This window comes from Nocardioides sp. BGA-UO-ETr-FS32, assembly GCF_059567905.1.
In genome coordinates this window covers 22,600-35,224 of record NZ_JCAQOX010000001.1, presented here as the reverse complement: position 1 = coordinate 35,224, position 12,625 = coordinate 22,600, and the positions used below count along the sequence as shown (strand labels likewise).

The window sequence follows — 12,625 nt, the reverse complement described above, 5'->3', positions numbered from 1 at the left end:
CGCCTGCGGATCATGGGTTGTCCACCGGAGGCACATACTTCTCGACCGGTCCCGAGGCGCTCTCCGATACCGACAGCGAGAAGCCCGGCACCACCGAGACGACCGTCCCCGTAACGGTGACCGAGGCGGTGTCGGCGGTCCGGCTGGCGGTGACGTCGCGGTTCTTGAGGGTGCCCTCCCCCACGGCGGTGAGCAGCTGGAGCGCCTTCTCGCGACCCTGAGTCTGGGTCCCATCGAAGCGACGTGCCACGGCGGCACCCTCTTGGGCCGCCTGCTCCGCGATGTTGCGGGCGTGGAACATCAGCCCGAACTGCACGATCAGCATGAGCAGGAACAGCAGCGCGGGCGCGGTGATGACGACCTGCGCTAGGGACATTGCCCCGCGCTCGTCATGGTCTCCTGCTCGCTGCACCTGCCGCTTCACCCGCGAATCCCTCCCTCGAAGTCAGAGCCTGGTTACCAATCGGTGGTCACTCGGTCGGGATGGTGTTCGCCTTGTTGGTGAACTTGGTGACGATGATGGTGCAGATTGCGATCGCGGCCGCCGCCAGAATCGCCACGATGATGACGGTCTGGGCGATCTCGCCGCGCTCGTCACGCTCGCGGCCGCCGCTAAGAGATGACGCCAGCACACTCATGTAGGTGCGCAGCATCTGGACCTCGGGAGAGTTGAGAACCATCGGCTTACCTTTCTGTTTGCCCAGACGCCCAAGCGCCCGGGAAGTTGTTGTTGCTCGCTGGGGGCAGGTCCCACAGCGAGGTCTGATGTGACAGGACGCCGGCCATGGCTCAGATCCCCATCACCGCGACGACCGCGGGGAACCCAAGGAAGAGCACGAAGCCGATGAACAGCACCACCTGCGCCATCTCCATGGACTGATCCGCCTTGGCCGCGGCGCCCTCGGCCTCGGCCAGCTGGCGGCGTCGTTGGGTGGAGGCTCGGGCCGTCAGCGACTGGCGGACCTTGGCGCCGTCGTCGGCGACCAGCATCAAAGCCCCGCCCAGGTCCTGGAGCTCCTGCATGCCTGTGCGCTTGCCCAGGTCGGCTAGCGCCGCCCATGGGGTGTCCCCGACCAGGCGGGCGCGGTCGATCGTCGAGCGCAGCAGCTCGAAAGCCCATCCCGTGCCGATCCGCGCCGCCGTGGGCAGAGCCTCGGGGATGCCGCGGCCACCGGCCAGCGACATGGCCACCAGGTCGAGGTAGCACGACAACGCCCGACGCAGCTCGTGCCGCCGCTGCTCAGCCGCCTGGACGACCGACAGGTCGGGTACCCAGAAGAACAGTGCACCGAGCGCGAGGCCACCGACCGCCGGCACCGTCAGCGGAGGGGTCACCCCGATCGCCATCATGGTGACGGTCAAGATCGTCGGCAGCAGCAGCCCGAGCAGCCCGTAGGTCATCTTGCGGACCAAGTGCCCCTCGAGGGTGTAGTCGGTCAGCTCGAGGTCGGCGCGTAGCTTGCCGAGCGTGATGCCCCGTTGCGCGAGCTGCGCAACCAGCCAACGCCCGAGCCGGCCCTGCCAGCTGGTGTCGTGGACGTCGAGCTCGACGACCGCGGCCTGGCGGGCCCGCTGCCGCTCCCACCGGCCCACGACGCTGGCCAACGCCGGCCGGGGCGGCACCAGCGCGAACACCAGCAGGCACAGCGAGGCGCCCAGGGCGGCACCGAGGAGAAGTCCGAACGTCATCGGGTCCCACCTCCAGCAAGCCCGGGCTGCAACGCCGCGTCGACCTGGTCAACCCCGACCAAGAACCGCTCAGGCGGGCGTAGGTTCGCCGCGGACCTGATCCACATCAGGCCACCGGCGAAGACCGAGAGCACGACCGCGAGCATCAACTGGCCCAGCGGCGTGGAGTACGGGGCGACGTAGTCGCGGGAGAACACCGCCATCCCGCCCGCGAAGATCGCGGTGGCACCGACGATGATCAACGCGGTCCGGCGCAGACTCTTGCGGCCCTCCTCGATCCGACGTCGCATGTCGACCTCCTCGCGTGCCGCGCTCGCCAGGGCGGTGAGGGTGGCCACCAGGCCCGGGCCGCGCAGCTTGGAGTTGAGGATCAGTGCCGCCACGACCAGGTCGGCGGAGGAGTCCTCGAACTCCTCCGCGAACGCAGCCAGCGCCTGGGTGAGCGGGATCTGCACTCGCAGACGTCCCTCGAGCCGCTGGAGCGCCGGCTGGAGCAATGGCGGTGCGGCAGTCAGGGAGTGCCGGATCGCGTCCTCGAGTCCCACCGACCCGGCGATGGAATCACGCAGCGACTCGGTCCACGTGGCCAAGGCCTCGACCCGCTCGACCTGCCCGGTCGCGGTCTTGCCGCCGCCGAACATGGTGGGCCACAGGTAGATCACCGCGGCGGCCGCGCCTGCGGCTACGGGCCACCTGGTGAGGACCGCGACCAGCACCGCGACGCCGAGCGCGATGAGCGCACGTCGACGGGCCGCGCTGCCCCACAGCGCGTTCCCGCGACCCTTGCTGGCTCGTGTCCGTATCGGAGGCCGCCACCCCATCAGGGCGGCGGCCAGGAGCAGGATGCTGCCACCAAGCGCGAGCCCGAGCAGAAGACCAGAGACCGCCGTCAGGGACATACCGTTCACCACCCTCCGGTGCTCGGCTGCTGCCACCCGGCGGCAGCCAGGTAGTCCAGTCGTTGCGGAGTGGTGCCGGTCCAGGTCGCCGACCCGTGCGGGCCCGCGGAGAAGATCTCCGAGGCCAGCACCGAGTCTTCGTAGCCGTTGACCTCGAGGATGGAGTCCAGGCGCCGCCTGCCGGTCTTGGGGTGGCGGCTGATGAACACCACGTAGTCCAGGCCGCCGGCGATGAGCCGGAACGAGGCCTCGTGCGGGAGCCGTTCTTGGGACTGGATGGCGTAGGTCGCGATCCGCTCGAACACTTCACGTGAGCTGCGTGCGTGGATCGTCGACATCGACCCGTCGTTGCCCTGGCCCATTGCGTTGAGCATCTGGACGATCTCGGGGCCGAGGACCTCACCGACGATGACCCGATCGGGCGCCATGCGCAGGGTGCGCCGCACCAGGCGGTCCATGCCGATGTAGCCCTGGCCCTCGGAGTTGGCCAGCCGCACCTCCATCGGCACACAGTTGGGGTGCCGGTCCTCGAACTTGTGCAGCCCCAGCTCGAGCGCGTTCTCCACGGTGACGATGCGTTCCTCGGGCCCGATCTCGGCCGCCAGAGCCCTGAGCAGGGTGGTTTTCCCACTCTTGGTGCCGCCGGCGATCATGATGTTGAAACGGGCCTGGACGATCGCGCGCAGGAAGTCGGCGGCCTCATCGGTGATCGTGTCATTGCCGACCAGGTCTGCCAGCTCGGCCTTCTCCCAGCGGTGTCGACGGATCGACACCGACGGCCACGGGGCGACCCCCATGACCCCCGACAGACGCGATCCATCCGGCAGGGTGAGGTCCAACTCCGGGTTGGCCGCGTCCCAGGGCCGCGAGTTTAGGCCGGCGTACGCGGCCAACCCCTGGATCACTTCGATCAGTTCCTCGTCGCTGCTCGCGACCGACTCAGCCCGCTCCCACGGCGTCTTCGACTCGGCCCGGGACACCCAGACGTTGTCGTAGCCGTTGATCGCGATCTCCTCGATCGACTCGTCGTTCAGCAGCGACTGGAGGCGCCCGGCACCGAACATGCGTGCATGCACACCTTCGGCGAGCTCCTGCTCGATCTCGGGGTTCAGCGGAGACTGCCCCACCGCCAGGAGCTTCTCGGCGTGCTCGCGGATGACGTCAGCGATCAGCCGGCGCGTGTACTGCTGCTCATTGGCGCCGGCCAGCTCGCCCTGGCCGCTGCGAAGCCGCCTCTGCTGCTCGCGGTGCAATCGGTCCCCGACCTCGCGGTGAACGGTGCGAAGCAGATCTGGATCAACCATCGCGTTTCACCCACTGGTCTCGTCGGTACACCGGAATCGAAGGCTCCCGCTTGAGGTCATGCCCAAGCGCCCGAGCTGCGCTGGCGAGCATCGCGGTGACAACGAACAGGCCGAAGCCCAGTGCCGTTGCCACACTGGCGGGCGACGCATGCAGGACGATCGCGGCAATCCCACAGAGCGCAGCGACGAACACCCCCATCCACATGGTCAACCGCCGCTGCTGCATCTGGTGAGCACGAATGAGAGCGCCGACCTGCTCGTCGTCGCTGAGCACTGCAGGAGTCGGCTCGGCGTTCATGCCGGCACCACCTCAACCATGCCGAGAGACGCCGCGAGTGCTTTCGCTCCGCGCAGCAGCAGTGTGCGTCCCAGCCGACCGGAGGGAGACTCTCCCTGCTCAAGCCGGGCGAGCGCCTTGGGATCGAAGGGCACGGAAGCCGTAGGCCGAACGGCCATCCCCGCATCGTCGAGCACCTGGTCGAGGTCCGCACGGTCGCGACCGGCGCGGGCATCTGGTCCCACCAGCACCGGGCAGACGGGGTTTGCTGCGACCTGCGCCAAGGCCCCCATCAAGTCTTGGACGTCCTCCCGTAGGTGCATCACCGACTCCAGCGTTGCCGCGGCGACGGTAAGCAGGTGGGTGGAGTGCTCGGCCAGTGGCATCACGGCGCTGGCCCGGTCCAGTCGGCCGAGGTCTGCGATGACGTCGACCTCGGCGTCCACGCAGGCGGTGGCGATCGTGGGCCACAGTGCGGAGAAAGCTCTGGCCTGTCCGGCCCGGGTCACGCCCTGGACGAGGTTCACCCCGCAGGCGAGCAGCTGCGCCTCATCGACCACCACCCCCGCACCGGGAAGTCCGCCCCGTACCGCGGCGGCGAGTTGCAGCAGTCCCTTGTTTGCAGCCACAGGGCCGCCGTGAGCTGCTTTGCACCTGTATGCCAGGTCGCCACCGGACGGATCTGCCTCGAGCAACACGACCGGGCGCGGCCACACGGCTGCCAGCGCCAACGCTGTCGAGGTGACGCCTGGGGAGCCCTTCACTGAGGCGATTGATATGAGCACGAGCTCACTCCCCCGTCGTCTCTGCGCCGGCCGGTGCGGTCTCCACGACTGCCACACGGTTCTGGGTGGAGTAGGCGGAGATCCGGGCGGCGTCGGCCGCGTCGACGACCAGAGTCACCAGCACCTGACCCCCGGCCGTGGCAGCACCCTCGACGCTGTAGACGCTCGCATCAGCGGCCAGCACCTCCGGTGTATCCAGAGCCGCGGGGTCCTTCTGGGCGGTGTCGCCCCCGGGGACGGCGATCACGTCGACCACGTCGCCAGGATCCAAACCCGCCCCGGGGACCCGTGCCGGGTCGAGTGCCAGCCCGACGGTGGCCTCTCCGGAGGCCGGCACCGCGGAGGCTGCGAACATCTGGGAGGTCAGGATCTGCCCGTCGACCAGGTCGACGGCCGCGGTCTGGTTCACCACGGTGTTGATCTCGCTGACAGGGATCGCCCCGGAGACACCCGACACCGACGTGGTGACCAAGTCGTCACGAGCGATCACCTGACCCTTGGAGACCGGCTCCCCGAGCGCGAGCACCGACTCCTTCTGCCCTGCGTGCAGTCCCCAGGCCGCGACCGCGAGCCCGGTGCCCAGCACGCTCAAGGCCGCAACCGTCACCAGGCCCCAGGACCGGTGGCGGGGACCGCCCTGAGTGGCGCGTCGCTCGCCGGAGGCCATGAGTCCTGGCGCGGGAGCATGCATGCCCCGGGCTGCCTTGCGGTCCTGCTTGGTCATCGTGTCGCTCACAGTTCTGCCCTTCATCGGATGACGACGGATTGGCGCTCGCCGACTTGGATGGTGGTCGCGTCGCTGGTGAAGCCCGGCACCTCGCCGAGCGTTCCTGCGGTTGAGAGACAAGTGCCAGAGCAGGTCCAGTTGACGGCGTAGGAGATGACCGCGGTCACCTTGAACACGCCGTCAGGCTCGAAGTCCGATACGTGCCGGAAGGCGTAGGAGCAGTCCGTCTGCTCGTCCGAGCTCATGCCCTTCTGCCACTTGCGGCCAGCCGAGGTGCACGTCTCCATACCGTCGCCCAGATCCCACGTCACCCGGATGGGCTCGGCCACCACGGTGACCGTGGTGCTCCCGATCGTGGCGCTAGCGGTGACGTTGCTCCACTGGTTCTCGCCCATCCACAACCAGGTCGGTAGCCCGACGTACGTCATCAGCGGCGGCTGCGGGGCCATGTGAACGGTCGGCTTCACCAACGGCATCGACTTCACGATCGTTTCCGCCATCTCCCCAGGGTCGGGCGGAGCCTCGCCGCCAGGGACAAACCAGGTGTTCTCAGGGATGGAAACGGTCCGATCACATCCCCAGACGGCTCCTTCGCTGGGGTCGTGCCCCTCCCACATCGGATCCCCCGCCGGGGGCTGCGGGACGACCGCGAAGGCGTAGCACTGCTGCGCGGAGTTCCATACTGCCCCGTACTCGTCCGTGCACGGGATCTCGGCACCGCTTGCGTTGTGGCACGCCGTTGAGCCAGGCGTCGACCCATCGTCGCCAGGTTCCCCGTCGCCCGGGTCCCCCCCGTTGCCCGGATCGGTAGCAGGGACGCAGATCCAACCCAGGGGCCCGGCGCTAGGAACCTCTCCTGCCGGGCAGCTTGGAGGATCGTCAGCGAGTGACGAAGGAGCGGTTAGCCCCAGAAGCGCCACCGCGATGGCAACAACGACGAGGCCTCGGATCATGGCTCGCATGGCGCGGGCTTTCCGGTCGAGGCATCGACAATTCCATAGATGAGCCAGTCATATCCCTCTGGCCTGCTCAGATAGAGCTTGCGCAACTGGGGCTTCTCCAGCCATCCCGGGCGAGTGACAGGCTCCCCGCGCTGGATCCCTTGAATCGTGGTGTAGTCGACGCACTGAACGATCTGCACAGAATTGCCTTGCTTGGAGATCGACTGCGCCTTTGACCAGTACACGGATGCGAGCCCCTCGCTCTTCACCTCGACTTCTTCGTACGTCTCGAGGCGCTCGAAGTACGTCTCCCAAGCTGGGTGCGGAAAGAACTCCTTGAAGAGCTTCTCGGCCGCGGGCGTCGCCTGGCCCTTGGCCCAGATCGGTTCGGAGCGGGACTCGTAGGACTCCCAGCGTCGGAGGGCTGCGTCGTAGGCCTCGAGTTGGGCTGGGCTGAACCTGGTCTTCCAGGCGTCGGGGTCCTTGGTGGGGGTCGGCGACGTGGTGGGTTCAGGGCTGGTGGTGGTGGTGGCGCTGGTCGCGGGTCCGTCCGGGGGTGCGGTCTCGGGGTCGTCGCCGGCGCAAGCTGTGGACATAGCCAGCACGCCGAGCAGGGTCACAGTGAGGGCGTGGCGGCGAAGGGTGTGGGCACGCATGGGCGTTGCCTTCCCGAGTAGGCGACAGTTCTGGAAAGCGTAGAGCCGAACGCTTCGCCGCGGTGTTGCGGACGAAGCGCGATTCTGAACTTCAAGATGGGGTCCTTCCCTTCGTGGGCGCTCTCTAACCAAGGAAGGCAACCGGTAGCGGTGCGGATCGGACACCCGAGGCGTAGTCACTTCAGAACGCGCCTCCCAGCGCGTCGGTCACCCGAGCTGTCGCATCGTCAATCGGGACGGCGGTCGCGACTCGCGATCCTCGCTGCTGACGCATCCCCATGGCGTCCCTTCCTTCTGCGGCCCGAACCGCGGCATTGCTTGCCCTGTTGCTGTCAAACCCAGGCTTCGGCGTGACCTCCGTTGGGTCGTCCCACTACCGAGCTGGAGTTTGAGGTACCGTCATCATCACACAAACGGACGTGTAGCACGACCCTTTCAAAAGTGGAATGTCGGGCACAATGCGCACCATGCCGTCGTTGCCCGCACCCCGCGACATGCCGACGGAGGTGAAGGTCATCATTGACGCGATCGGGCACAGCGTCCGCACCGAGATCCTCAGACAACTAGCCGATCGCCCCCTCGGCGTCCGAGAGCTCGCCGATGCGACGGGCACCGTTGTAAGCCAGGTGCGCAAGCATCTCGCCATTCTCGAAGAGCTCGGCCTCGTCGTCGCAGACAGCTCCCCTGACGAGCGTCGCCCAGGCGGTCGCGGTCGGGCCGTCCTCTGGAGTACAGACGTCAAGCGTGCCGAGGAAGTCGGTCACCTTTGGATCAGCTACGTCACCGGACGCCACTCCCCCGACACCGCTCAGGATCGGTAGGAGTCACGACCAGTGAGACAGAATCTCGGGGCGAGTGTCCGATCCGGTGTGACTCATGTTGCTGTTGTTGACGTGAGGTGTTCTCGGACTACCTGTGTCACCAGGTCGGCGACGACATCCACGTCCCCGAAATTTCGCGAAATTTCCAACACGCCGTTAATCCGAGGTTACCGGGCGAACCGGGCGAATCGCGGTTGGATTCTGTGCATGGGACGCAAGGCGAAGGGCGATCGGCACACGATCTTCACGAGCATGCCTGCCGAAGCGGCGCAGATCGTGAAGGCAGAAGCCTCCAAGCTCGGCTGCTACATCGGCGACTACATCGGCTGGGTGGTCTGCGACCACTTCAACGTGCCCGCTGAGGTGCCCCTTGGTGAGGTCACTGACCACCCGGATCCAATGCCCGGCGCCGATGGCCGCTTCAAGTATCGCGCCATGATCCCCCGCGAGGCAGCCGATCTGTTGATCGTCGAAGCCACGCGTCGCGGCAACTCCCTGGGGGACTACGTCGCGAAGGTCCTCTGCGACCGGTTCGCCGTTCCCTTCGAGCCCCGTGTCAAGAAGAAGGCCCTCCGGGCCTGGCAGATGGCCGACGAGGCCGGGGAGCAGTTGCCGATGACGGGTTGATCGGGTCAGGGCAGTGCCCTGAAAACGACGAAGACCCCGCTGGAACGGGGCCTAGTCGGAAGCTCCACCGGGTTGCACCCCGGTTTCGCGAAGTTATGAGAACCACCAGAGGAGGCTTTGTGCTGCCCACTGTAGAGCAGGTCCACGCCGCGGGGAAGTCATTCCGCCGCGGGCGTGTCGACTCTCTCCGTGCGCTCGTCGTGCCCGCTCCTGCGCTGGTGCTCGGAACGCGAGCCGTTGCTGACCTGCCCGTCGAGCTGCACGCCCGGACCCGGCCCACGAGTTTCCCGACCCGTCGCATGTGGAGGGAGGTGGGCGCCGCCGGCGGTAGCCGCAGCGGGCGTGGATCGCCCTAGAAATGACGAAAGGTCCTGCGCCAACAGGACCTGACCGTCTTAGTGACCGAGAGCCAGCGCCAACTGGATTCCTCGGTGGGTGCCTCTGGAAGGAGGTAGAACAACTTGTTGCCGGTAACTGTACCGGCGTCGCATGGCGATGCCGCACACCCTGATGCAGGTCGGCGTGTCCCGCCGGGACTGCTGGCGCTGGATGAGCACCTGTTCAACCCTGACGCGTCGCAGTGGCTGGTGATCGACTCCGGCAACACGGCTGTCCCCAGGACCGTGGTGCCGTCGCTGGTCGACGGGCTCGAGCTGATCGGCAAGGGCCGTATCGCCGCCCTGGTTGGTCACTTGCGCGACGGCGTGGGCGTGGTCGACGTTGACGTACCCGGCCCGCTCGGTGACTTCCTCACGGCCGAGGTGTCCGACTGGCTGGCCCGCCGCGACTGCTGGGTGTTGGAGCGGCCCTCCGGCGGCGCGAAGGGCCGCTGGCATATCTTCTTCGCGCACCCCGACTTCCACTACGCCCCCGCTGCTGCCCGGACCGGGCTCGCGGCCGCGGTCAGTGACTTCCTCACAGCCCTGGCCGAGGACGTGAAGGTTCCGCGCAGCGAGCTCGACCTGCGCGACGCCGTGCGCCCTCTTTCTTCACCGCACCGGTTCGGTGCGGTGACCAGGCCGAAGGGCGAGCTACGTGAGGCGTTGCGCGGCCTGAAGCGGCTGCTCCCAGACCCGCCGTCGCCGTCGCCGTTGCGGCCCCGCGCCAAGGTGAAGCCCGCCAACGCTGGCCACAAGTCCCTTGCAGTGCCCGGCTCGGGCCTCGTGGTGCCGTTGGCATTGCAGCGGTGGAAGCGTCAGCTGCGCACCGAATGGCGCAACTACCTGCTGACCGGCGAGATCCCGGCCGGGTCGTGGGCCGCCGGCGCGACGAAGACCCGCACGGCGGTCGAGGTCGACCGATCCCTCGTCGAGGCGGCCTGCACCCGCGAGATGGTGTGGGCGATCGGCGACCCGGAGATGGCCTGGCGGATCATCCGTGAGTCGCACCCAAAGGCAATGACCAAGGCCAAGCACCAGGGCTACTCCTGGTGGCTCGGCTACGTGTGGAACGACCTCATCCGCTCGGCCAGCGAGTTCAACACCACACCCGAGAAGCCCAAGCAGGTCGAAGCGCCGCCGGCTGAGGTCCTCGACGCCGTCGCGGCCGCCCGCCAGGAGTTGGACCAGCTGAAGTGGACCGTCCCTGCCCGCCAGCGGGCCGCCCTGTTGCTGGTCGGCCACCAGCTGCTCGACCGGGTGCTGCGTGAGGGAAGGCTGCGGGTCCCCTGCCCGGAGCGGGATCTGCTCCTCGACACCGGCCTGGGCGACCGCAAGACCGTCCGGGCTGCCCTGGCCAGGTTCAACGGCCGCCTCGGCACGCTGCACACCGACTGCCTGTCCCCGACCGAGCGGGACTCCACGAGCTATGAGTTCGAAATCAACTCCCCACCAGACCGGGAGGGACGGCAAATCCCCCCACCTGTGTTTGACCCACCCCCCACGCCCCGCGGCCTCTGGGCCATCCTCCCCCGCGCCAGCCACAGCCTCTGGCGCACCCTGCTGACCACCGGGGGCCCCCTCGAACTGTCTGACCTGGCAGTGAAGGCAGGACTGGTGGAGAACCTCGCGGATGAGCCGTCGAAGTCCCAACGAGCCACCGCCAAGGCCGCACTGGTCGCGCTCAGCAAGGCCGGAAAGGCCCGGGTGGACGAGCACGGACGCTGGCAGGCAGCCACCCGTCCGAGGTCGCTCCAGGTCGAACAGGACGCGGCCGCAGCGCACGCTCGCCAACTGGAGATGATCGAAGCCGAGCGAGCCGCTTACCGCTCCGGAACGACGTCGAGCTGGACCGCTGGCCGGGCACGAGCGATCAAGGCTGCCAAGGCCCGGGAGAAGGCGTGGTGGGACAACGTCTCCCCCGCCGCCCGAGCCGAACGCGCCGCGGCTAAGCGTCTCGAGTTCGAACAGATGTCCCTGACCCAGCAGGCACAACGGAAGGCTGAGCTCGCCGAGCGCCGCATCCGCGCCGGCCTCGACGAGCTCGAGAACTACCAGACGTGGCTACGCAGCCTCCCGGCCGACGAGTACGTCGCGCGCAGCCTAGACCGCAAAAAGCGCTTCCAGGACCTCTCCCCCGCCGAACGAGGCGCCTCCGTGGCCGCATGGGACCGACACCGGCTCCGGTACGGACTCACAGTCCAGCGACTCACAACCCCGCTCGACGAGCGGCCCGTCACCCCCGACGTCGAGCAGGCAACACTCCTGCCCGAGGGAGCCGCCGAACGCGATGCAGCGTTCCTGGAGCGCCAGGGCAACCTTCTCGACGACACCGAACGCCAGGCCGCGGGCTAGAACGAGCCCGGCCCACCGTCGTGGACGGGGCAACCAGACGTCAGGTTTGTGCAACGCGTTCGTGCACAACCTCTCCAGCTCACTCGCCGGAGGGCAGCTCCCGGCGTGCGAGCCGCTCACGTGCGTCGCGCAGCATGGCCTGGAGCCGCTGCTCCAACTCGTGTTTGGGCGGTAGAGCCGTCCAGTACTCGGCCACCACGATCCCGTCCTTGTGCATCTCCAGGAGCTCGACCTGCTCGCGGCTGGCCTCCGTGCACAAGATCAACCCGATCGGTGCGTCCTCGTCCTCCTGCCGCTCGTGCCGGTCGAGCCACTTCAGATACAGCTTCATCTGACCCTCGAACCGAGCATCGAACTTCCCGATCTTGAGCTCGACGGCGACCAGGCGCCTCAAGGGCCGGCTGAAGAACAGCAGGTCGAGGTAGAAGTCGTCGCCGTCGATGACCATCCGCTTCTGGCTGGCAACGAAGGCGAAGCCACGACCGACCTCGAGCAAGAAGGCCTGCAGATCGCGCAGGATTGCAGCCTCCAGGTCCTTCTCCAGGTAGGTGTCCCTAAGGCCGAGGGTGTCGAGTATCAGTGGGTCGCGGAACGTGTCACGCGGCACCGCCGACCCCTCGGGGATCTGGGAATTCGCAATCTCACGGCGCTCGTAGGCCTTGCGGCTGATCGCCGCTCGAAGCTCGCGGACGCTGAGGTGCTTGGCCGCAGCCTCCTCGGCGTAGAACGCCCGTGCCTGGTCGGACTTGATCGCCAGGAGTGCCTTCACGTGGGTCCAGCTCAATTGACGCGCGAGAGCGGTGACCTTCTCATAGTTAGGGAAGAGACGGGCGAACATCACCATGCGGCTGAGGTTCGACGGGTCGAAACCAGAACCGAACCGCTCGCCCAATTCTTGCCCCACTGAGGCAAGAATCGCCCGTCCGTACTCAGCGCGGCCGTCGCGCAGGATGTTGACTGAGATGGCCCGTCCGACCAACCAGTAGGTCACGGTCAAAGTGGCGTTGACCTGGACGGCCGCGACCCGGCGCCCTTCCTCGACGATGTGGACGAGATACCCCAGCAGCGCCTGCTCGTCCTCTGGGATGTCATCGCCCGGCACCAACTCGCTCATGACTCACTCCGGTCGTCGACGACTCTTGCCTCGCCGGGGCAACAATCTGCCCG

At 67.5% G+C, this 12,625-nt stretch carries 14 protein-coding genes; 3 read left to right on the top strand and 11 right to left on the bottom strand.

Going from position 1 to position 12,625, the window contains the following annotated elements:
• Window positions 1–10: 10 nt before the first annotated feature.
• From AC57BS_RS00180 to AC57BS_RS00135, 10 genes are all read right to left on the bottom strand, one after another.
• Window positions 11–376, bottom strand: a complete 366-nt coding sequence (locus AC57BS_RS00180) for a TadE family protein (protein WP_496409534.1) — start codon at window positions 374–376, stop codon at window positions 11–13.
• 94 nt (window positions 377–470) lie between these two features.
• Window positions 471–653 (bottom strand): hypothetical protein, encoded by a 183-nt coding sequence (locus tag AC57BS_RS00175; RefSeq protein ID WP_129479768.1) that lies wholly within the window; start codon window positions 651–653, stop codon window positions 471–473.
• Window positions 654–789: 136 nt separating this feature from the next.
• Window positions 790–1,689: a type II secretion system F family protein gene (locus AC57BS_RS00170; RefSeq protein WP_496409533.1), complete on the bottom strand. Its 900-nt coding sequence runs from the start codon at window positions 1,687–1,689 to the stop codon at window positions 790–792.
• Window positions 1,686–2,588: a type II secretion system F family protein gene (locus tag AC57BS_RS00165; protein ID WP_496409532.1), complete on the bottom strand. Its 903-nt coding sequence runs from the start codon at window positions 2,586–2,588 to the stop codon at window positions 1,686–1,688. The genes AC57BS_RS00170 and AC57BS_RS00165 overlap by 4 nt, the downstream gene beginning before the upstream one ends.
• Window positions 2,589–2,593: 5 nt before the next feature.
• Window positions 2,594–3,892, bottom strand: a complete 1,299-nt coding sequence (locus tag AC57BS_RS00160; protein WP_496409531.1) for a TadA family conjugal transfer-associated ATPase — start codon at window positions 3,890–3,892, stop codon at window positions 2,594–2,596.
• Complete coding sequence (locus tag AC57BS_RS00155) at window positions 3,885–4,190, bottom strand: hypothetical protein (protein WP_129479776.1); 306 nt, start codon at window positions 4,188–4,190, stop codon at window positions 3,885–3,887. The genes AC57BS_RS00160 and AC57BS_RS00155 overlap by 8 nt, the downstream gene beginning before the upstream one ends.
• Window positions 4,187–4,798 carry a hypothetical protein gene (locus tag AC57BS_RS00150; protein WP_496409530.1) on the bottom strand — a complete coding sequence of 204 codons (612 nt, stop codon included), beginning with the start codon at window positions 4,796–4,798 and terminating at the stop codon, window positions 4,187–4,189. The genes AC57BS_RS00155 and AC57BS_RS00150 overlap by 4 nt, the downstream gene beginning before the upstream one ends.
• Before the next feature lie 160 nt (window positions 4,799–4,958).
• Window positions 4,959–5,690, bottom strand: coding sequence for an SAF domain-containing protein (locus AC57BS_RS00145; RefSeq protein ID WP_496409529.1), 732 nt, complete (start codon window positions 5,688–5,690; stop codon window positions 4,959–4,961).
• A gap of 11 nt (window positions 5,691–5,701) precedes the next feature.
• On the bottom strand, window positions 5,702–6,166 hold the full coding sequence (locus AC57BS_RS00140) for a hypothetical protein (protein WP_496409528.1): 465 nt from the start codon (window positions 6,164–6,166) through the stop codon (window positions 5,702–5,704).
• A gap of 464 nt (window positions 6,167–6,630) precedes the next feature.
• Entirely contained in the window at window positions 6,631–7,278 is a 648-nt protein-coding gene (locus AC57BS_RS00135; protein ID WP_496409527.1) for a hypothetical protein, read from the bottom strand.
• A 446-nt stretch (window positions 7,279–7,724) separates the two neighbouring features.
• Between AC57BS_RS00135 and AC57BS_RS00130 the strand changes: the two genes are divergently transcribed.
• The 3 genes from AC57BS_RS00130 to AC57BS_RS00120 all read left to right on the top strand — a co-directional run bounded on the left by AC57BS_RS00130 (window position 7,725) and on the right by AC57BS_RS00120 (window position 11,458).
• Entirely contained in the window at window positions 7,725–8,099 is a 375-nt protein-coding gene (locus AC57BS_RS00130) for an ArsR family transcriptional regulator (protein WP_496409526.1), read from the top strand.
• A 207-nt stretch (window positions 8,100–8,306) separates the two neighbouring features.
• A complete protein-coding gene (locus AC57BS_RS00125; protein ID WP_496409525.1) occupies window positions 8,307–8,726 on the top strand; it encodes a hypothetical protein in 420 nt (139 codons plus the stop codon).
• Between the two features lie 587 nt (window positions 8,727–9,313).
• Complete coding sequence (locus AC57BS_RS00120) at window positions 9,314–11,458, top strand: hypothetical protein (RefSeq protein WP_496409524.1); 2,145 nt, start codon at window positions 9,314–9,316, stop codon at window positions 11,456–11,458.
• 79 nt (window positions 11,459–11,537) lie between these two features.
• On the opposite strand, the gene AC57BS_RS00115 is transcribed toward AC57BS_RS00120, so the two are convergent.
• Complete coding sequence (locus tag AC57BS_RS00115; protein ID WP_496409523.1) at window positions 11,538–12,572, bottom strand: PDDEXK nuclease domain-containing protein; 1,035 nt, start codon at window positions 12,570–12,572, stop codon at window positions 11,538–11,540.
• Window positions 12,573–12,625: the final 53 nt, after the last annotated feature.